The following is a 21257-nucleotide window of genomic DNA, read 5'->3' as shown; positions in this document are numbered from 1 at the left end:
TAATATGATTTCAAACCAGGCCATATAGACCTGGCTTGAAATAACTTATGAATGAATCAATAGTACTATTTTTCTTTATTATCTTTTTTACGACGTCTTCCTAATAATAATGCTCCTAAACCTGCAAATAAAGCTCCAAGTAATGTGCCTTTAGAATCATGATCTTCATTTGCTCCTGTATCAGGTAATTTATCTTTTGCATTTTTATCAGAATCCGAGTCACTGTCTGAATCGGAATCCGAATCACTATCTGAATCCGAGTCGCTGTCTGAATCGGAATCACTATCTGCGTCTGAGTCACTGTCGGAGTCCGAATCACTATCTGCGTCTGAGTCACTGTCTGAGTCTGAATCACTATCTGCGTCTGAGTCACTGTCTGAATCATCGTCAAAATAACCATTATCTATACTAAAGTCATCATGATCAGTAATCGTTACACGAACATCTTCCCCATCAGCATCTTTTTCATCATCATTTCCAGAATTTGCTGTAGTTTGAGTCATGCCTTCCGGTTTCTCAAAATGAATAATGTAATTACCACTATCTAAATTATCAAATTGATACTTCCCATTTTCATCAGTTGTTGTAGTGCTAATTATATTTCCTTTTTCATCCTTTAACGTTACTTTAACACCAGAAATTCCTTTTTCATTGTCATCTTGGATACCATCTTTATTTGTATCTTTCCATACATAATCTCCAACACTATATTTTGGTGTTTTGTAGAAACCACTATCAATTGTGAGATTATCAGCATTATTAATTGTTCCTTTGGCAACAACTACTTTACGTGTACCATCACGTTCACCATCTGAATCTATTGCATCATTTGTAGAATTATTTGCGGGAGATGGCGTATAATTATCAGGAATCGCAAACTCGACTGTGTACGTTCCATTTTGTAAATTATCAAATTGATAATGTCCAGATTGATCAGTAGTTACACGTTGTAATTCTCTATTGTTACTGTCTTTAAGAGTAACATAAACACCTGCTAAACCTTTCTCATCATCATCTTGAACACCGTTTTTATTTTTATCTAACCATACATAGTCACCTAGACTATATGTAGGATTATCCCCCTGTGCTGTTGAAGAACCATTGAGATAAGTCACTGTTGTAGACTTCGTTCCACGGTAAAAATCATTTGTATTGGTAGTACCATCTCTTGTTAACCAATATTCGGTATAAACATTTCCAGTTCCCGTTGGTCTCACTGCTTGAGTTACAATATACTTTTTACCATTTGCCATACTTCTAGCAAAATTGATATCAACTCTAGTACCATCTGCACTTACTTTAGGTGCAAATTGACTTGTCACATCTTTTACATTAGAACTATTTAAATCAGGATTGAAGCTATCTACCATCGCATTGGTATCCGTCACTTCGTAAACTTTCACTTCACCTGGTATAAATTTACCATTTTTTACTGTTGAGAAATATTTAGCATATTTAGGGTTTTGGTTATTTTGGTTTAGATAAACAACTTCGTTATGTTTATTATTTACATTATCCACATTTGCTACCGCTGCTGTAGTTGTATTGTCCTTTTTATTACCATAATCCACAATGAAGTCTTTTTTGACTACTTCGTTAGCAATCGTCACTTCCATAGGATAATTCTGATTATCCTTAATTGCTGTTTCCCTCTTAGGCGTCGCAATTAAATCAAAACTACCTGTAATATTTTGATATTGATCAACATAGTTAGTAAATGTATAAGTCGTCGTATTTGTAGTTTTATCATATACACCATTAGCTACAATAGAGCCATCCTTACTACGTAGTTGAGTTTTTATTGCAGGAAGTTCTAAACCACCCGGTCTAATATACTGACCATACTTAATAGTAAAAGTATCTCCCTCTTTTATGCTGTCATCTAATTCATAATTTGCTTTTAAATTAAATTGTTCGTTACTTGTTGGCCATATTACGTTATTAGCGTGATTATTACTCTTATTAAGTGAAAGCGTAGGGTTTGTGATTTTAACTTTATCATTCACATTTTTACCACTATTAGGCTCAGCAGCTAAACTCATTAAATTCATGCGTGGACTTGCACTCTTATGTGATGAATTTTTTGATTGAGATGTGTTCAGAGCTAATGGCGTATCGACACCATAATCAGGGTTAGAAAAGTCTTTTTTTAGTGCTTCAGCAATGATTGCTTCATTGATTTGTTCTCTAGATGCAGCTTTTAAATCTAAATTATCTCTAACTGCATTTGTAATTGCTTCTGTTTCATTAGAATCAACACCTAAACTAGCTACAGCACTTCGTGTGTAATCTTGCTTATCATTGACTGAACTATCTGTTGAAATAGAAGGTGTTTTTAATTTAGTTGTCGTGTGTTCAACATCTTGAGTAGGTTCATCATTAAATTTTGTTTTATATACTTTTTGTTCTGATGGTTTTGAATCTAATTGTTTAGAAGGTGCTGACTGATTATCTGTACTGTCGTTATTTGCTTGTGATGAAGTTTTCTCACTTTGAGTTGGAGAGTCATTTGTGTCTAAATTTGATTTATTAGTAGACATTTGAGCTTGCTTAGTAGAATGTTCGTCTGTTTTACTTTCTTTAGATGTCGTTGAGGATGAATTTAAATTATCTTTTAAAGATGGATTATTCTTCTCAGTCGAATCTTGTTGTGTAGTTGAGGTTTTGGGTGTTTCAGCTATTGATTCCTCATTAACAGTTGGTGCTTCTGTTGTTTTTGGTTTAGTTGACTCGTTCGTCACTACTGCTTCATTAGCTTTAGGCTTAGATACGTCACTTGTCGTTGGTGCTTCAACTTTTTTTACTTCAGTTGCATTGTTTACATTTGTTGTTTTCTCAGAACTATGTGATCCGTTGTCTAAATCGACTTGATTAAGTTTTGAGCTTTCATTATCACGACTACCTTTCTGTTCTTCTTTTGAAGCTGATTCTAATTGATTGTCTTCAGCCGCTTTAGCCTCATTGTCTTCGGCACCAAACATTAACGTAGCACCCACGAGTATTGAAGCTGTACCTACTGTGAACTTCCTAATCTAGTACTTGTTTACCTTGTTGGATAGAAAATCCACTCTCTTGTTAATTGGTCCTTGTCTTCTCTTTTTCATACTATACCTCCAGTTAAAATAAATATTTTACAAGGAAATAATTTGAATATTTACTTGTAAATTGCATTTACATTTTTATGTAAATACTTTATAAGCATAATTTATCCAATAAAGCAAAACAATACTTTTTTAAAAAAATAAATTAATATAATAATATAAATTACCCCAATTATTTTTATAATTACTTTTAATCCCTTTCATTTTTCGGCTTTTATTTCTATAAATAAAGTTTAAAGATGCTTTATTATAAAAGTATAAAAGCATTTAACTTTTAGGAGTAAAAATGCTCTATAATGGAGGTTAGAAACTAATAATCTTTGCTACTAATTCTAAATTAGCAGTACAAAACAGATGAAAAATTAAATAATTATTTCTTTCTATAGAAAACTTTAAAACAATGAGGATTTAATAATGAAATTATGTAATTTATTTTTATAGATATCTTAAAAACTTTACATTTTCTATAGAATTTTCGTTGGTAAGAGAGTTAAAACAAGGTTTTTACAAACATCTTGCAAAATAAAATGAACCACCACATATTTAAATTAATCTTTATCAAATTTCGATACAGTCTTAACTATAAATTTTTAATATTTACCAAATGTATTCATAAATAAAGCTTAAATTATAGGATTGTTTGGAAATATGAATCATAGAGAAGACTATTAGCTGTAAGTGCTAGAAACCTTAAAATAGTGATAGTCAATTTTATACAAAAACTCTATCTAATTTTTCAAACCCAAAGATAAAGCGATTGAGCTAAATGATTTTTCTTTCACAACTCTCCTGTAGAAAATCTTTAAGTTAAGAAATTTTTGAAATTATCTAATACGTTTAAAATGATATCTAGTCAATCTCTTGAAGAAGATCCTAAGAAATTTGAGGAATTCGAGTGATAAAATTTGTTTCAATTGAGAGGATATTCTATATATTTATTCATTTTAAAAATAAAACTTTCTCAAACACCAAATATTTTCTAAACTATTACAAAAATCTAATTGCTTTTCATTTATTAACTAATACAACAAATTATATTTAATCAAAAGAATTTTCTAATTAGATTATTTGAAATTATAAAAAATATACAATCTTTAACTTTAATAATAAATTAAACGTAATTTATCATACAATCTATATCTCCAACATTTAAAACTGTTGATAGCAAATAAACAGCTATGATTGTCACACAATTCTGTAAATTATACACATATAATCCAGCTGCTGTGGATAATTACACCCTAACTTAAAACGTTGCTATAACAACTTTTCTATTTTTTACCTATCTAGTTATCCACAAATCACTTCTCATCTTTAAAAACATTAATAATTTTTTAATCTTAATTTTATATTGAATTAATGACCTTGGATTACGATTGAAAAGAAAATGAAAATAAGGGATGAAAATATGGATTTCGTTAAATCAAAAACTGACTTATTTAGACTCATAGACAATGAAGCTCAAACATCGACATCTAAGATGGTTTTATTCTTAATATTAGGAACTATATTTTTAGATGCATATGATATTACTATTTTAGGTACAATGACTGATCAACTCACTCAACAGTTTCACTTATCACCAACAACGCTATCTATAGTAATGACCTCTTTACCTATTGGTGCATTATTTGGTGCATTACTTGGTGGTACATTAGCACATCAGTTTGGACGCAAGCGTATTTTATCAATTGCCTTACTAACACTTACTGTAACCTCTCTTGGTGCGGCACTCGCACCAAATGTAATTATTCTAATAATATGTCGTTGTATAATGGGGTTTGCTATTGGAATGGATAGTCCAGTTGCTTTCACTTTTATTGCGGAAATAAGTAATTTAAAGCACAAAGGAAGAAATGTTAACTATTGGCAAGTCGTTTGGTATGTTGCAATAGTTACTTCTGCTTTAGTGGTCACTGCGTTCTTTATGCTAGGGGCTGGTGCACATTTGTGGAGATATGCAGTTGGATTTGGTGCACTTATTGCTTTTGTCTTGTACATCTTGCGAATTAAATATTTACACGAAAGTCCGACATGGGTGATTAATCATTATTCTTTAGAAAAAGCAACTGAATTTATAAGAAAATATTATCATAAAGACATCCACCTAGAGGGAACGCTTGAAGATGATTTAAATTCTGATGTGACTTCGCCACATAATTCTTGGACAGACTTATTTAAACCGAGATATATAAAAAGAATTATCCTGGCGACTGCGATTTCAACATTACAAGGTATGCAGTACTATGGTGTCGGTTTATACATACCTATTATTGCAACTTATCTTATTAGTAAGGATAAAATAGGTGTATTATTAGGTACTGCTATAGTCAATATAGCAGGTATTCTAGGCGCATATTTAGGTGCTCAATTGACTTATAAATTAGGTACACGCAAGCTTACAATGATAGGCTTCACACTTGTATTACTTTCAATGGTATGTGTAGGACTCTTTTATCATCATCTACCAATGCTTCTTAACACTTTCCTTATTGGATTATTTTTATTTGGCCATTCAGGAGGTCCTGGTACTCAAGGAAAAACAATTGGTGCCTTATCATTTCCGACTCATTTACGTTCACAAGCTACTGGCTTTGTAGAATCTGTAAGTCGTACTGGTAGTATCATAGGTACTTTTGTCTTTCCAATCATTCTTGCTGCAGTAGGTCTAACGAATACTATGTTAATCTTGTCCATTGTCCCTTTACTCGGAATTATCATAACAGTATCTATAAAATGGGAAGCTGTCGGTAAGCATATTGAAGTAGAATAAGCATTAAAAAACCCCTTAGTACGTATGTCATTGAAAATATGCACTAAGGGGTTTTATTTAATTAGTTAGGAAATGTTCCAGGATTAAAACTACCGCCCCACCGATTAAATGGCCAGTATCTCAAAACTACTTTTCCAACAACTTGATTTTTATCTAAAAGACCTACTTCATCCATGCGACTGTCAATACTGTTTTGACGATTATCACCTAAAACCAAGTATTTACCACTAGGAATTTTCATATTGCCATTCGTACCCTTAAGATCTCTAGACTTAAAGTTTTCCGTTAGATATTCTCCAACTTTATGTTTTTTATTTTCACTTAAATAAGGCTCATCTACTTTTTTACCGTTTAAATATAGTTGATCTTTTTTATATTCTACTGAATCACCTGGTTTACCAATAAGTCGCTTAATATAATCTTGCTTCGCGTTAGCATGAAAAATCACTACATCTCCTGTATCAATATGATCAAGCGTTTTTGCTATACGACTTACTATCACTTTTTCTCGATTTTCAAATGTTGGATGCATAGATGCTCCTTTGACTGTATAAGAAGCAAATAAAAACTTTTGCACAAGTGTGACGATAACAATTGCAACGATTATGGCTACAATCCATTCTATTATTTCTTTCTTCATTATTATGGCTCCCTTGATATGTTTTTATGTCATTTATCACTGAGCTTACATGGGCTCATAAAAGATTACTGAACAACACCATTTTTAACTTTAATGTGTTTTCCTTTTTCAATTTTGTCATATTGTTTTTTAGGTACAACAACGACACGCTTTCCTTGTTTAGTCTTTACAGTAACAGTATAAAGTTTCTCATGAGGCTTCATTTGTTGTTTCAACATATTAAACTGAGCATCTACACTGTTTTTCTTTTCATGTTGATTTAAAAACGAATGTGCAAAAATATAATAGAATAACCAATTATTATAATAAGTTGTAGCAATATATTGAGATGAATATGGTGCACTTGAATCATAAGGTCTTTGAGACGGCATTAAAGAACGAGATTGTGCTTTTTGGCTTGATACACTCTGTTGTCCTTTATTTTTGGTTGCTGTTACACGACTTGATTTTGTTGCTTGTTGGGCAGCACGCTGACTAGATTGTTGTGCATTGCGAGACGCATTTATTGCACTAGAACGACTCATACTTGTACTTGAAGAAGTTGAACCTCTAGATGCAGAAGCTGCACTGCTACTTGAACTAGAACTTGCCGAACTGGAACTACTCGTTCCTCCTGACGTTGTTGCATGAGAATATGTACTGACAATACTTAAAGAAGACGTGAGAAGTACCATTATTACGCAACTTGTTTTAAATAATAGCTGTTTCATTTTGTCACCTTTCTTTTACTTCGTAACTTCATCTTTCGAAACGGCTTTGCCTTCAACATCATCATCACCATAAATCATATATGGTGGTCGATATACATGAATTTTCTTCCCATCCTTTACAATATATGGTTTTTTATTACCATCACCTAGTATATGTTCATACACGTGATCTAAATCAGCTTTTTCTATATGTGATTTACCTTTTTTATCTTTATATTTAATCTCAACATTTGGCGTTTCAGAATCTCCATCATTTAATATTTCATAATAAACATAATCATATTTATCAGATTTTTGACTTTCCTTAGATGGCTCTTTTTGTTTTCCAGAACCTCCACATGCACTTAAAGTAACAGTTATGGTAAGTATACTTATGATCATAAATACTTTTTTCATATTAATACTCCTTTTCTCCATTCATAAATTCATAATAAATTATAACAAACAATTTTTAAATTATTATTAATGATTAACTAAAACCTTATTTTTAAAAATTCAGTTTAAATTAAGCGCCATGGATAATCCGGAAAATTAAACCAAAAGCATTCACTTATATTTATTTTGATAAATTATAAAACAAGTATCTTTCAAACATGTAAGTTTCATGTCTATAAATGTAAGTTTAGATAAAGGCAAGGATATCCCAACCATCCTACAATTTAAATATAGATAACTAAAGGAGTGAGAGGATGGCTATTTTAACAGCAAATCAATTATCAAAAGTATATGGTCACAAACAAAAATATCGAGCTTTAAATAATATAAGTTTTTCAGTTGAAAAAGGGGAATTTGTAGCTGTCATGGGTCCTTCTGGATCAGGTAAAACGACTTTACTCAATGTGTTAAGTTCAATAGATACTATTTCAGGAGGAACTGTAGAAGTTGAAGGTAAAGAAATTAATAAACTGAGCCACAAAGAAGTGGCAAATTTTCGAAAACAACATCTCGGTTTTATTTTTCAAGATTATAGCGTTTTACCCACATTAACAGTAAAAGAAAATATTATGCTACCACTCTCAGTACAAAAATTCCATAAATATGAAATGGAACAAAATTATAAAGAAGTGGCTGAGGCATTAGGTATTTATAACCTGGGAAATAAATATCCAAGTGAAATTTCTGGCGGTCAGCAACAACGTACGGCGGCAGCCCGGGCATTCGTCCATAAACCAACAATTATTTTCGCAGATGAACCTACTGGCGCATTAGATTCTAAAAGTGCTCAAGATTTGTTACACCGTCTAGAAGATATGAATAAACAATTTAATTCAACCATTATGATGGTGACACATGATCCTTCAGCCGCTAGTTACGCTGAGAGAGTCATTATGTTGAAAGACGGTGATATACACTCAGAAATCTACCAGGGTAACGATTCAAAACAAACATTTTACCAAGAAATTATGAAACTTCAAACCGCATTAGGTGGTGTCAGTCATGACATTTAACCAACTTATCCTTAAAAATTTAAGAAAAAATATTAAGCATTATGGAATGTTTCTATTTTCATTATTGATTAGCATTATACTTTATTTTAGTTTCTCAACTTTAAAATATTCACATAGTATTAATAACTCAGATTCTTCAACTATTATTAAAAATGGTGCCACAATTGGTGCCACAATTCTTTTTATCATTATTGTTGTTTTCTTAATGTATGCAAATCATTTATTTATTAAAAGGCGTACAAAAGAGTTTGCCTTATACCAACTGATAGGTTTAACACGTGGAAATATTCTAAGAATGCTCAATATAGAACAACTAGTATTTTTTATTGTAACAGGAATTTTAGGCACTTTAATTGGTATTTTTGGTTCAAAACTTTTACTTGTTATCGCTTCTAAATTAATGAAGTTAAACACACATATCTCTATTGGCTTTGAACCCCAAGCTATACTTATTACTATCGTAATGTTAGCTGTCGCTTTTTTATTGATAATGATACAAAATTACATTTTCTTAAAAAAACACAGCATTTTAGCTTTGATGAAAGACAATTATACCCCGGAAGCTACCCAAAAACGGATAACTACGTTTGAAGCAATCGGCGGCATTTTAGGAATTATAATGATAGTATTTGGATATTATATGTCTACTGAAATGTTTGGTGTTTTTAAAGCCTTAACAACTGCTTTGATTACACCTTTTAGCATACTTTTTTTAACTATTGTTGGTGCTTTCTTATTCTTTAGAAGTTCTGTATCACTTATTTTTAAAACACTAAAACATATTAAACATGGTCGTGTAAATATCACAGACGTTGTCTTTACATCATCTATCATGCACAGAATGAAGAAAAATGCGATGTCTCTCACAGTTATTGCTATCATTTCAGCTTTCACGGTTAGTATTCTTTGCTTCGCGGCAATTACACAATCTAATACTAATACAACTTTAGAAATGACCTCTCCAGATGATTTTAATATAAGCCAGAATAAAATAGCTGCGCAATTTAAACATAAACTAGATCAAGGAAATTTAAAATATCATCAGCGGACTTATGAAGTAATCAATCCAAAAACATTAAGCGACCACGTCATGAAGAGTAAAAATGGTTCTGATATGTCTACTAATACAACATCACTAATGATGAACTCACATCTCAAAGGTCATGAAGCTAAAATAACGAATATACAATCATCAACAGGATTAATAGATATTCATTTAAATCATAAGATTACAGTTAAAGGAAAATCTAAACAATCTATTATCGTTAAAGACAAAGATAACTCTAAAATATATCCATCCCAATTATCATTTGGAGCTCCTATAGTTGAGGTGAGTCCGGAGGTATATAACACATTAAAAACTGACAATATTGTTAATAAGATGTACGGTTTTAATTTCAACACTCACAAAGATGTGAAAAAAGCAGAAAAAATTGCCTCAAAAGTTAATCGTAATATTGTATCGCACGATGAATATAAGAAATTTATAAACCAAAGCAATGGCATACTTATCTTTGTAACATCATTCTTAGGAATAGCATTTTTAATGGCTGCTGGTTGTATTATTTACATTAAACAAATGGATGAAACTGAGGATGAACTTGATAACTTTAAGATATTACGTCGTATAGGATTTACCTACACTGATATGTCTAAAGGTTTACTATTAAAAATTGCATTTAATTTTGGATTACCGCTTCTTATTGCTTTATTACATGCATTATTTGCAGCACTTGCATTTATGAAACTTCTAGGAAATGTCTCAATGTCACCTATATTCATAGTAATGATTATATATACAATTGTTTATTTCATTTTTGCTATGATTTCATTTATACACTCGAGTCGTATGATTAAGCATTCTATTTAGTAACTCAATTCACAAAATTATTTTAATAAAGGACGGTTTTTATTATGAAATTCAAAGAATTAATCAAACAATCATATGAGGATTTAAAAAACTTAACAATTAATTGGTTTAACGTACTCAGTTTAACTGTAATCATATTTATTTTAAGTAACATTGTCACACCGCTTATTGGTATACCTGTGGGTTTACTCGGTGGTGCATATATCCTAAAGAGACGTGAAGAGAAAAATAAATAACCATAATACAAAAGCCCTCAACATAGAGGTCAGTGTGACCTCCCTATTGAGGGCTTCCTTACACTATAAATTTATTTATTTGTAATACCGTCTGCTTCTTCGATTCTCATGATATTATCCATAATACCTAGATAGAATTGACCTAATTCTCTACCTGTATGTGTTAAATCAAATGCATCCATACCTACTAAATCTAAATGGTCCCAATCATGTTGAACGGGTCTCACTTGCCAAACACCTTTATCAGTAGCTGGTGTATAATCATCAACTTTTTTAAAGGCTTGATTAGAAGGATGTTGTGATGATATAACTGGAACTACACCATCATTCGGTCTAATTTCTTTGTTTGCATCTTTACCAATAATACGGCTGGTTAAGTTCAACAAAAGAATTTCACTAGAATTAGGTAATTCATTACCAAGAGGTCCTGTGTGAGTCGCTGACCCTGTATAAGTAGTGTAGACAATATTAGGATTTAGACTTGTTTGTTGATTAATTTTTTCAGCACCTTGCGTTGTCAGATCATTAACAGCTTGATCTTCAGTATTCCAAATCTTACTTTTGGATACACGTTCCGCGTAATCAATGTAGCTTTCATTTGGTTGTTGTTTTAATCCCCATTGAGAAAAACCTAAATCTATATCTACATCTTTACCACCACTTAATCTACCAATACGATTAATCGTTTCTTTTACAAGTTTACGTGTGCCAATTTTATCTGCAGCAGGTGTACCATTATGTGGTGTGCCAAGTGTAGTAATTGAAGCAACCATATTATCTTTACCACCTGTAAATAAATCGGATATAGTACCCCCATGTTGACGTTGATATTCTATTTCTTCTTGGTTACCATTTCTTAAGAATTCTTCCATTTGACGAATGGTTTGACCACCCATACTGTGACCTATAAAATGAATTTTTTTGCCAGGTTCCCAATCACGCATGATGCCCTTGTATGTTCGACCATAGCGATGATGACCATATTTAGCTGCATGCGCTGCACCGTAATCAACACGTCCTCCTTTGACATAGTAATACAATTCTACTGCGCGATCATAGTTACTACTAAAAGCACCAATATTTGCCTCATGTACATTGTATCCCTCATTAGTTAAATTTCTGTCAATATTGTATTTTGTACCACCCCAATATTTTGGAGCTAAACTAAATTGATTATCACCTGCAAAGCCTAGGAAACCATGGACAAATACTACTGGATATTGGTTTTTGAACTGTGCTTGATGTGTAGACTGATGATTTTGATTAGCATTTGCTGATTGCTTTTGCGTCTCCCTTGTTGTACTTCTATTAGATTGTTCTTTTGTAGCTACTTGTTGATGATTTTTTTGTGATGTTGATGTATCATTTTTAGGCTCTTGAGTATGTTTTTCAACATTTTGAGTGTCATTAGCTTTTTTAGAATCAACTTTAGTTGTCTGTTCATTTTCAGTTGTTTGAATTTGACGTTTTGTTGTTTTTTCTTGAGGGAGTTGTTTAGAACTATCTTGTTTTGTTTTTGATTGTGTTTGATATGTAGAATCATTAGACGGCTTTTGTAATTTCACTAATGGTTGGTCGATTTCTTCTGAGTAGCTGTCTTTTGTTCCTGTTGATTGATTATAACTGTTAGAACTCTGGATATGTTGATTGCTCGTCTTTGAAGTTTGACCTTCATCTTTTATGTCATTATTTTCTCTCTCATTTGATTGAGTAGCTACGTCTTGTTGATTTACATTTTTAGACGGTTGGACGTCTTGTTTTACTGAGCTACCTTCTTCTTTTTTTGGCTGATTAGCTGTCTCATCACTTTTCAGTTGTGCACTTTCAGCTACAGAATGTTGGTTGTTTTGATTTGTTTTAGATTGATCAATTGTTTGTACTTGTTGACTATCAGCATTACCTTGTTTTGAAGCTTTTAACGTTTCTTCTACCTTATCATTTTTTAATTGTTGTGTTGTTTGCGAGTCTTCTGGGTGTGCATCCGCATGTTGCACTGAAGTTTCAGCTGCTTGAGCTTGTTGCCCTCCGATGAAAATTGTTGCACCTGTAATAATTGATACTACTCCCACTGCGTATTTTCTAATGCTAAATCTTTTTATTCTATTATTATTTGTCAAAGAAATCACCTCTATAAGATTTTTCCCTTATAAAGAATGAAAAAATAACTGCTAAATTCAAAATAACATAAAAGTTATTAATTTTTTTAACTAATTTGGTTAAATTTTTGTTAACTTTTTAGTTTTTAAAACATTTTATTGATTCTATTACAGCATTTAAAATAATCTAATACATTATTTTCGATTATATTTATCTATTTTATCGCATTAATCACAATTAAAATTGATAAAATAATCTTATTTATTAATAACAATTCAAGTATCATTAAATGAAAAAAGTAGCATGCGAAACATTTTTAATAACTAATCTTACTTTTTGAGTTGAGTCTACTCAATGTTTAAAGTTATATATCATCTCAAATTTTCAAATTACCTTTCTATATTTCGCTCGATAGACAATACTCTTGTATATCCTGCAATAATGAGTTTTTACCTTACAAAATCAAAACCACCCGTACAAACGGATGGTTTACTTTGCATCTATAATTTTTCTATTGATCAACCACTATTCGTGCGCTGATAGTAAGCTAACTACATTAACCTTTTTATTTTTCCTGCAAATAGTTATAAATACTCTTCTGTAAAAATTTAATCTACATCAATATTTTCTAATAATTAATTACGCATATAATGTTGAATCACTTTATATTTCCATATCCATATTTTAAATTCATATTATAAATTAATTAAAGATCGTGATAATTTTAGTTAATACATATACTGCTTTTTATATTTTTTATTCAATTCATGAAAAATTTTTTTACATTCTTCAACTGATTGATAGATAGTCAGAAATAAGTATTCACATATATATTAACCCCCTCTATTTGTAACAGTGAGGGGGTATAGGTGATAAAGGCTAATAACTACTATGCTTTCAAATTATCGCGTGTACTTAACCATTGAGTATATAATGCAACAATATAAACACTAATAGCTGTGTTAACAAGAATTTCGACCATATAGTACCTTACGATAAATCATTCTATGCTATAGATTATTTAATAATATCAATTAATTCTTTTTTAGAAGCTGAACGTGCAGGTATCCAACCGAAAATGATGCCTATCAATGTTGATACACCTACAGCTAGGATGACGGAACCTAGACTGACGGAACTCTTAACCATTTCAGGTGTCACGAGATCAATCAATGTAGCAATAATAATACCTAGAATTAATCCGATGATACCACCTATGAGACATAACACAACACTTTCTACTAAGAATTGTATTTCAATATCTCGACCTTTAGCGCCAAATGCACGACGAATTGCAATCTCTTCTGTTCGTTCAGTGACTGAAATATACATGACATTCATCACACCAATACCTGCAATAAAGAGTGATATTCCCGCAACAGCTGCGACAAAGTAAGTAATCGTGTCTAAGACTGAACCTATCGTTTTCATCACCGCTTCATTATCTTCATAACTATATTGACCTTCAGATACGCCAGTTCCTTTTTTATTCAACACTTTTTCGACCTTTTTACCTACGTCTTTCTTATCTGAACCTTTTTCAACTGTAACTAATAATTGAGGCATACCTTGTGTCAAATTGCCCATATATTTATTAAATGTTTTTGAAGGTATTTGAATTAATGACTCAATAGGCATCCCACTTTCATCGACTTCTGAGCTTTCAGAGACGCCTACGACTTTAAACCCTTCTCCATTTATATAAATAGATTGACCCATTGCCTGATTATTGAATACTTTTTTAGCAATTTTTTTATCTATAACGGCTACTTTTTCTAGCACTTCATTATCATCATTCGTAAATCCTTTTCCTTCATCTACATCTGTCAGTTTATCAACCTTTTTTAAACTAGCATCACTACTGCCATGTGTATTCGTAATTTTGACTGAATATGTGCTATCCTTATCCTCTTTTACTTTAGCACTCTTAACACCATTAACCTGTTCAACAACACTCATATCCTCTTGCTTAAATGGATTATTTTTAGGCGCTTCCATATTTTCTGTCATGTAAGAAATTGAAGCTTGATTTTTACCAGCACCAGCATCATTGAATTGCTCAGTCGTTGACTTCTTAAAACCGTTCCCCAACGACATGATAGTAATTACTGATGCGATACCAATAATTATTCCAATCATCGTAAAGATATTACGTCGTTTGTTTTTTAAAATGGAACGAATAGCAACTGATATGACATTTGAAAAGTTATTCACGTGTCAACACCTCTTCCTCTTGCACACGCCCATCCAAAATATGGATAATACGATCAGCTTTTTCCGCCACTTCACGATCATGCGTTACCATAATAATAGTTGTATTCTGTTCTTTGTTCAGTTTTACGAAAAGCTCCATAATATCTTGAGATGTCTTCGAATCAAGAGCGCCAGTAGGTTCATCGGCAATAATAAACTTAGGGTCATTAATAATTGCCCGGGCAATAGCTACACGTTGTTGCTGCCCTCCTGACAATTTATTTGGTAAGAGATTCTCTTTACCTTTTAGACCGACGTCATGAAGTCCGTCTAAAACTTTGCTTTTTCTCGCTTTATTACTCAAACCATTATAAATTAGCGGAATACTTACATTTTCTAAAATAGTGTTATTTTGAATCAATTTAAAATTCTGAAAGACGAAACCTACAGTATGATTTCGAATTTCTGCGAGCTTATTATCTGAGCTTTTTTGATAATTCTCATTGTTAAAAAAGTATTCTCCTTCATATCCACGATCAATAAATCCCAAGATATTAATTAACGTACTTTTACCTGAACCAGACGGACCCATGATAGCAATAAATTCACCTTCATCAATATGAATATCTATGTCTTTCAAAATATGATTTGATTCATTTCCATTTTTAAAGTGTCGATTGATTTTTCTCAATTCAATCATGATGACACCTCTACTTTTTCTCCATCATTTAAATTACCTTTTGGACTTTTAAGGACTTTATCGCCAGATTTCAATCCTTTTTTCACAATGATTTCACCATTATTACGTTCAATTTTAATTTCACGTTTGTGAACTTTATTATTTTTATCAACGACAAATACGTTATTATCTTTTGTTAACACGTTATTTGGTAGCTTTTTAGTTTTAAGAGGGATTTTAGCATCCATAGAGAAGCCTGATCTCACGGGTATATCTAAATCACCAATGATAACTTTATATTTTGATGTTTCGCCACTTTTACCACCTGTTGGCTGATTAATTGTAGGATTAGATGTCGTCATTTCAGTTCCTTCTTCACTATCACCTTGTGCCCCTGCTTGTGCCGATGATGCTGTACTATCGTCACTTGTATCATAGCTTGTAGGAAGTTCATCTATTTTAAGAATTTTTCCTTTTCCTTTTTTACCTGTGCTATTTACAGTGACATTTACTTCATCGCCTTCTTTAATTTTATTAATATCAAACTCTGTAATAGTTGCGTTAATTTGAGGATTTGAAGAAATTAATTGCAAAATAGGTTGCCCTTCGCCTACATCTGAATCATTTTTAATGTTAATTTTACCATCAAATGATGCATTCATGCTGTCATTGAGTTGTCTGTCATATTGTGACAATGACTGCTGAGCTTCATTTAAAGCACTTTGATCTTGAGTCAATTTAACTTGTAATTGATGATTGTTAGGGCTTTGATTTACTTTTTGATAATCATCATTAACTTGAGATTGTGCTTGATTCACTTTGTTCAATAGTTGTTGGCGTTTATTCCCATTTGTATCATAATTGATGATACGTTCACCTTGTTTAACTGTTTGACCATCTTGTACTGAAACACTTAAGAAGTTACCCACAGATTGATTATTGTTATAAGTTTTCACAGATTCTGGAGACGCTTTGCCTTCTAAACTAATAGGTGTTTCTTTTCTTACTGTATATGTATCGTAAGCATTACTATCTTTACTACCTGAACCATTAACTTGTTTTAATATAAAAGCAGCAATGATTAATACGACAATAATTACAATACCAATGATGCTCCACAATAGTTTCTTATTCATATATATTCTCCTTGTGTAATAGATTCACAAGGAAATGATAACACATTTGTAAAATTATTAATCTTTTATATGTAAAAAAATTACTAAATCTTATAATTTTTAATATATTATCAATCATTTTACCTTTAAATTAGTATTAGTAACTATATTTAATTAAATTTAAGGATTTTGCATTTTATATTATGTAATAAAATGTTACCATCAAACTAACCTTAATAAGTAAAGGAGATATATTACATGAGTACACAGGAATTAAAAGAAAATGATATTCAAAACTCAAGTATTCCATTTGTTAATCATTTTAACAAACTAAGACATCAGCCAAAATGGATACTTAAATCAATCATAGTGATAGTATTAGCTATTATTAGCGCTTTCATCACATATAATACTAGTAATGAACTATTAGATAACCAATCGATAGCTAATAACCAAATGGATGAAAATATGTTACGTATGTCTACAACTATAGGCGCTTTCATAGGAACAATCTTTAGTGTTGTTGTAGTATTTTTAATCTTTCTAATTATTTCTAAAATATTTAAATCTGACGCCAAAGCGAGCAGTTTATTCTCAGCAGCACTCTCTTATTCAATCATTATTTTAGGATTTACAACTATTATTTCTTTAATTCAAATAGTTTTTGGACTAAAGATAACAGACTATAAGCTTGATAGCTTAAACATTTTTTCAAAGGATAATAAAACACTCATGGCTTTCAGTTTAACTAATCTTTTAAAAGCCTTTTTAACAGGTGTTGTTTATTACTCAACTAGTCGTTTATCTAAAAAAGCATCTGTGATATTAGGAATCGTTGCACTCATCATATTAATAGGATCAGGTATGATAAGTGGAATGAATAGCTAAACGCTGCTATTAAGTGCAATAAAAACTATGTAGGGAATATTTATGAAAACAATAATCATAATTTTGTATTATGTGTTGTTTCATATTTCCCATTATTATTATGAGTGGACAAAGCAATAAATAATCATTCTTAGAGTAGACTGGGTGTCAAATTCAATAGGCATCCAGTCTATTCTCTTTTTGATTTTTATAAAAAATAATCAGTTAAAATGATACTTAAGTAACTTATACCGATGATCACACCAACAAAGAAAATAAAAGAAATTGAGGATGTCCATATATCTCTAAACTTACTTTTTTGCACCTCTTTAGGATCTTTACCATTAATAAATGCTAATATCCTGTCGTATGTTTCAATATCATTTTTTATTTTAATTTTTTCTAATTTTGTAGAAGCAATGATACCTATTAAAAATACTAAATATGTTATTCCTATTCCTAACCAATGAAAGTAATGAATCATAGGACCTATGAGAACACTTCCTAATACCATTGTAATTATCATCATTCATGTCCAAAAGTCTAATTCTTTTTTAATATTTTTGATTTGCACGTTTTTCAAATCATCCTCCACTAGTTCGTCTAGAGATACCTTGAAGAGTTGACACATAATAAGTAAATTATGAATATCCGGATAACTTTTATCATTTTCCCAATTTGAAATAGTTTGTCTTGAAACAAACATTTTCTCAGCCAAAAATTCTTGTGAATACCCATCTCTTTCTCTAAATTTTTTTGATTTGATTGCTAACATTCATTGCTTTAAACTCCTTAATTATGATTTGAAATCATTTAATATTATTATTAAATCAAATCAGGTTTTCTCTATAAAAGCTATCAAATAGTTTTTGCGATGTCACCTTTATCATTGTCAAAATGCTTTGACATAGTATGGTTAAAGGTTTTAATAGACTGACCTTAGGCTAACCTGTTACATGAAAAACAAAAAACGCTCCTCGAAAGGAGCGTTTTTCATATCAATGATATATACGTAAAACTTGATTCAACATCTTTTTAATGTAATTTTTATCCAGAGTTTCAGGTTTAATTAATATATTAAAATAGATGGGTGAGAAGATTAAATCAATAAACAAATCTTGTTCTTCCTCTTGTATGTGCTTACGAACAATCTCTTTTAAAACTTTGCGATTATGATTAAAGTAATTAGTCATAAAAGTTTCTCTAGCTTCCATTTGTTGATGACTAATTAATATTTCAATCACAGCACTACCTAGTTTTGTTTTATAGATATCTTTTATTTTCACTAAAAACTGGAATAAATCATCATATAAATTATCTTGATTATGAATCACAATATATTGAGATTGTTCAATAAACGCGGACATGATAATTGAAGATTTATCCTTCCAACGTCTATAAATAGTTGCTTTAGAAATACCAGTATTCTCAGAAATTTGATCTATAGTAATATCTCTAAAATGAGTCGTTTCCAATAAACGTTGAATCTCAGTATAAATTTTTTTATTGATTGTTGGATCTTTTGGTCTTCCAGCCATGTTTATCCCTTCTTTTATGTGCTATGAATTCCACAATTTCAAAAATAATCAATGCACTTACAAACCAAGCTACAAAACCACCAATAATACTCAATAGCCACATATGTGTAGCTTGTAGTAATCCCCAGGTTGCTAGTATACTACATAAAACTCCTATCATACCGAAGACTGCGCCTCTGCTCACATGCATAGCTACCTCATTGCCAAATTGCATACCAGTAATACACATTGAAACTAAAAACACTGCGGGAAAGGTTGCAAATATACCTCCAAATTCCTTCCATGGAAGCACGACAGAAACAATATAACTAATTAAAACAGCTAAACCACCAACTGAAAATTTAATAATTGCTAACTTCATTTTTAATCCTCCAATTTAAATATGTCTGACTAAGAAAATCGCAACAGAAATCACAAACCAACAAAGAATTGCAAATACTGTTCCACTTCTATAATTTTTCTTACCAATAAAAATTGAAGTAAAGAACACAGTTACAATACATGAGACAATCCCAACAATTGCTCCTGTACTTAAATGAATTGACATTTGAATAAGTTGCTGTCCTTTATGGTCTATAGCTAACGCTATAATAGCTGCAAGGTAGACTGCCGGCATTGTGGCAATAATGCCACCTAATTTTCCTCCTACTTTATCAGCCATAATTGATGCAAGTGCAACAGCAAATCCTCCGATAACGAAATGTAGTATAGCACTAGAAATTGATATACCAAACACAATAACCCTTCTCATCCATATTTATTAAACGAAACGTATCGTTTACTTTTAGTTTATAGCGTAAATCAATTGTTGTAAATATATTGTTTAAATCACCTAATTTTCTAAATAATGATAATTTTTGTTTCACGTAAAACATTTTAAAGTCACTTTTTCATCATTTAAAATATTATACGTTTATCTAATATAACCGCTCTTTCATTGAGTGACGCAATACAAGTTTTCTTTGCTATGGTTAAGATGTTATTAGGTACATTTAATATGATTATTAATGTTGATATTTGCTATTTGGATATTTTATTGCACAGAATTTTTTACCGTTATACTATTAAAGATAATGCACTGTAATACGATAAAAAGAGCCTAATACATCATCAAAATATGTACCAGACTCTTATAATTATTTCTTATATATCTTTATTTTAATTTCATAATAATCTTCATGTTCTTTATCTTTTTGTTCAACGCGTATACCTGATTTTTCTATCGTTTCAATACTCTTACCTAGTTCTTCTTTTGCTTGTGTTACATCTTGAGAAAATTGGAAAGTCTGCGCTTTTACTTTCTCTGGTCCAGTTTTCTGACGTACTCTATCCTCAGTTTGTTTCACATTCAACTTCTGACTAATAACTTGCTCGATTAATTCTTCTTGTGTTTCATCAGGTAATACTAATACCGCTCGTGCATGTCTTTCTGTAATCTTACCTTCACGTAATCTCTTAATCACATTGGGTGCTAACTTCAATAATCTAAGTTTATTAGCAATGAAGCTTTGGCTCTTGCCTAGACTTTTTGCTAATTCATTTTGAGTCGTTCCCCCGATTTCAAGTAACTTTTTATAAGCTTCCGCTTCTTCGACGACAGATAAGTTTTCACGTTGAATATTTTCAATCAATGCAACTACCGCTGTTTCTTCATCATCCATATCTCGAACAATGACATCTACTTGAGGTTTATGCAACGACTGTAATGCTCGAAATCGTCGTTCGCCGGCTATAATTTCGAACATATCTTCTTCAATTGGACGTACAACTATAGGCTGTAATAATCCATGCTCTTCAATAGACTCTGCTAATTCTTTAATCTTATTTGGCTCAAATACTTGTCTAGGTTGATAACGATTGGGTACGATACGTTCAATATGAATGGATTCTACATTATTATTACGTTCTTCTTCAGTATAACCAATGATGTCATCTTTATTTTTTAAACCAAATAATTTTGAAAAAGGTTTCTTCATTATCCATTCTCTCC

16 protein-coding genes and 2 pseudogenes are annotated in these 21257 nt (G+C 31.2%); 5 read left to right on the top strand and 13 right to left on the bottom strand.

Annotation, left to right across the window (positions count from 1 at the left end):
* Positions 1-65: 65 nt before the first annotated feature.
* Positions 66-3104 (bottom strand): annotated as a pseudogene (locus AC1Q7N_RS03130) (SdrD B-like domain-containing protein).
* A 1405-nt stretch (positions 3105-4509) separates the two neighbouring features.
* Here AC1Q7N_RS03130 and AC1Q7N_RS03125 point away from each other — a divergent pair.
* Entirely contained in the window at positions 4510-5874 is a 1365-nt protein-coding gene (locus AC1Q7N_RS03125) for an MFS transporter (protein WP_002495487.1), read from the top strand.
* A 61-nt stretch (positions 5875-5935) separates the two neighbouring features.
* On the opposite strand, the gene lepB is transcribed toward AC1Q7N_RS03125, so the two are convergent.
* From lepB to AC1Q7N_RS03110, 3 genes are all read right to left on the bottom strand, one after another.
* Positions 5936-6514 (bottom strand): signal peptidase I, encoded by a 579-nt coding sequence (lepB, locus tag AC1Q7N_RS03120; RefSeq protein WP_001831808.1) that lies wholly within the window; start codon positions 6512-6514, stop codon positions 5936-5938.
* A 65-nt stretch (positions 6515-6579) separates the two neighbouring features.
* A complete protein-coding gene (locus AC1Q7N_RS03115; protein WP_002494614.1) occupies positions 6580-7224 on the bottom strand; it encodes a hypothetical protein in 645 nt (214 codons plus the stop codon).
* Between the two features lie 15 nt (positions 7225-7239).
* The gene (locus AC1Q7N_RS03110; protein ID WP_001831755.1) at positions 7240-7620 is read right to left on the bottom strand and encodes an LptM family lipoprotein; all 381 of its coding nucleotides are present in this window, start codon (positions 7618-7620) and stop codon (positions 7240-7242) included.
* Between the two features lie 293 nt (positions 7621-7913).
* Between AC1Q7N_RS03110 and AC1Q7N_RS03105 the strand changes: the two genes are divergently transcribed.
* The 3 genes from AC1Q7N_RS03105 to AC1Q7N_RS03095 are packed head-to-tail and all read left to right on the top strand — an operon-like array spanning position 7914 to position 10778.
* The gene (locus AC1Q7N_RS03105) at positions 7914-8672 is read left to right on the top strand and encodes an ABC transporter ATP-binding protein (RefSeq protein ID WP_001831790.1); all 759 of its coding nucleotides are present in this window, start codon (positions 7914-7916) and stop codon (positions 8670-8672) included.
* Positions 8662-10542, top strand: a complete 1881-nt coding sequence (locus tag AC1Q7N_RS03100; RefSeq protein WP_001832519.1) for an FtsX-like permease family protein — start codon at positions 8662-8664, stop codon at positions 10540-10542. The genes AC1Q7N_RS03105 and AC1Q7N_RS03100 overlap by 11 nt, the downstream gene beginning before the upstream one ends.
* Before the next feature lie 44 nt (positions 10543-10586).
* Positions 10587-10778 carry a VraH family peptide resistance protein gene (locus AC1Q7N_RS03095; RefSeq protein WP_001831751.1) on the top strand — a complete coding sequence of 64 codons (192 nt, stop codon included), beginning with the start codon at positions 10587-10589 and terminating at the stop codon, positions 10776-10778.
* A 71-nt stretch (positions 10779-10849) separates the two neighbouring features.
* Here AC1Q7N_RS03095 and lip read toward each other — a convergent pair whose 3' ends face one another.
* The 4 genes from lip to AC1Q7N_RS03075 all read right to left on the bottom strand — a co-directional run bounded on the left by lip (position 10850) and on the right by AC1Q7N_RS03075 (position 16883).
* Positions 10850-12895: a YSIRK-targeted triacylglycerol lipase gene (gene lip, locus AC1Q7N_RS03090; RefSeq protein ID WP_492712778.1), complete on the bottom strand. Its 2046-nt coding sequence runs from the start codon at positions 12893-12895 to the stop codon at positions 10850-10852.
* A gap of 997 nt (positions 12896-13892) precedes the next feature.
* A complete protein-coding gene (locus AC1Q7N_RS03085; RefSeq protein WP_001831769.1) occupies positions 13893-15089 on the bottom strand; it encodes an ABC transporter permease in 1197 nt (398 codons plus the stop codon).
* Complete coding sequence (locus tag AC1Q7N_RS03080; protein ID WP_001831756.1) at positions 15082-15768, bottom strand: ABC transporter ATP-binding protein; 687 nt, start codon at positions 15766-15768, stop codon at positions 15082-15084. Before AC1Q7N_RS03080 ends, AC1Q7N_RS03085 begins: the two co-directional genes overlap by 8 nt.
* Positions 15765-16883: an efflux RND transporter periplasmic adaptor subunit gene (locus AC1Q7N_RS03075; RefSeq protein WP_001831820.1), complete on the bottom strand. Its 1119-nt coding sequence runs from the start codon at positions 16881-16883 to the stop codon at positions 15765-15767. Before AC1Q7N_RS03075 ends, AC1Q7N_RS03080 begins: the two co-directional genes overlap by 4 nt.
* Before the next feature lie 237 nt (positions 16884-17120).
* On the opposite strand from AC1Q7N_RS03075, the gene AC1Q7N_RS03070 reads away from it, so the two are divergent.
* Positions 17121-17750 (top strand): YIP1 family protein, encoded by a 630-nt coding sequence (locus tag AC1Q7N_RS03070; protein WP_002486168.1) that lies wholly within the window; start codon positions 17121-17123, stop codon positions 17748-17750.
* Positions 17751-17937: 187 nt separating this feature from the next.
* On the opposite strand, the pseudogene AC1Q7N_RS03065 reads toward AC1Q7N_RS03070, so the two are convergent.
* The 5 genes and pseudogenes from AC1Q7N_RS03065 to noc all read right to left on the bottom strand — a co-directional run bounded on the left by AC1Q7N_RS03065 (position 17938) and on the right by noc (position 21243).
* Positions 17938-18508 (bottom strand): annotated as a pseudogene (locus AC1Q7N_RS03065) (helix-turn-helix transcriptional regulator).
* 219 nt (positions 18509-18727) lie between these two features.
* The gene (locus tag AC1Q7N_RS03060) at positions 18728-19267 is read right to left on the bottom strand and encodes a TetR/AcrR family transcriptional regulator (RefSeq protein ID WP_001831797.1); all 540 of its coding nucleotides are present in this window, start codon (positions 19265-19267) and stop codon (positions 18728-18730) included.
* The gene (locus AC1Q7N_RS03055; RefSeq protein ID WP_001831775.1) at positions 19233-19628 is read right to left on the bottom strand and encodes a DUF3147 family protein; all 396 of its coding nucleotides are present in this window, start codon (positions 19626-19628) and stop codon (positions 19233-19235) included. Before AC1Q7N_RS03055 ends, AC1Q7N_RS03060 begins: the two co-directional genes overlap by 35 nt.
* Positions 19629-19643: 15 nt before the next feature.
* The gene (locus AC1Q7N_RS03050; protein ID WP_001831810.1) at positions 19644-20003 is read right to left on the bottom strand and encodes a DUF3147 family protein; all 360 of its coding nucleotides are present in this window, start codon (positions 20001-20003) and stop codon (positions 19644-19646) included.
* Positions 20004-20403: 400 nt separating this feature from the next.
* Positions 20404-21243 carry a nucleoid occlusion protein gene (gene noc / locus AC1Q7N_RS03045; RefSeq protein ID WP_001831794.1) on the bottom strand — a complete coding sequence of 280 codons (840 nt, stop codon included), beginning with the start codon at positions 21241-21243 and terminating at the stop codon, positions 20404-20406.
* Positions 21244-21257 lie beyond the last annotated feature (14 nt).

The organism is Staphylococcus sp. GW823-FHT05F06 (assembly GCF_058795495.1).
This window is presented reverse-complemented; position numbering and strand designations above follow the sequence as displayed.

Bases quoted from the DNA above. Each gene is read 5' to 3' on its own strand.
- AC1Q7N_RS03115 (WP_002494614.1), bottom strand. From the start codon at position 7,224: ATGAAACAGCTATTATTTAAAACAAGTTGCGTAATAATGGTACTTCTC.
- AC1Q7N_RS03100 (WP_001832519.1), top strand. From the start codon at position 8,662: ATGACATTTAACCAACTTATCCTTAAAAATTTAAGAAAAAATATTAAG.
- AC1Q7N_RS03125 (WP_002495487.1), top strand. From the start codon at position 4,510: ATGGATTTCGTTAAATCAAAAACTGACTTATTTAGACTCATAGACAAT.
- AC1Q7N_RS03060 (WP_001831797.1), bottom strand. From the start codon at position 19,267: ATGGCTGGAAGACCAAAAGATCCAACAATCAATAAAAAAATTTATACT.
- AC1Q7N_RS03110 (WP_001831755.1), bottom strand. From the start codon at position 7,620: ATGAAAAAAGTATTTATGATCATAAGTATACTTACCATAACTGTTACT.
- AC1Q7N_RS03105 (WP_001831790.1), top strand. From the start codon at position 7,914: ATGGCTATTTTAACAGCAAATCAATTATCAAAAGTATATGGTCACAAA.
- AC1Q7N_RS03055 (WP_001831775.1), bottom strand. From the start codon at position 19,628: ATGAAGTTAGCAATTATTAAATTTTCAGTTGGTGGTTTAGCTGTTTTA.
- AC1Q7N_RS03075 (WP_001831820.1), bottom strand. From the start codon at position 16,883: ATGAATAAGAAACTATTGTGGAGCATCATTGGTATTGTAATTATTGTC.
- AC1Q7N_RS03070 (WP_002486168.1), top strand. From the start codon at position 17,121: ATGAGTACACAGGAATTAAAAGAAAATGATATTCAAAACTCAAGTATT.
- lepB (WP_001831808.1), bottom strand. From the start codon at position 6,514: ATGAAGAAAGAAATAATAGAATGGATTGTAGCCATAATCGTTGCAATT.
- AC1Q7N_RS03095 (WP_001831751.1), top strand. From the start codon at position 10,587: ATGAAATTCAAAGAATTAATCAAACAATCATATGAGGATTTAAAAAAC.
- noc (WP_001831794.1), bottom strand. From the start codon at position 21,243: ATGAAGAAACCTTTTTCAAAATTATTTGGTTTAAAAAATAAAGATGAC.
- AC1Q7N_RS03080 (WP_001831756.1), bottom strand. From the start codon at position 15,768: ATGATTGAATTGAGAAAAATCAATCGACACTTTAAAAATGGAAATGAA.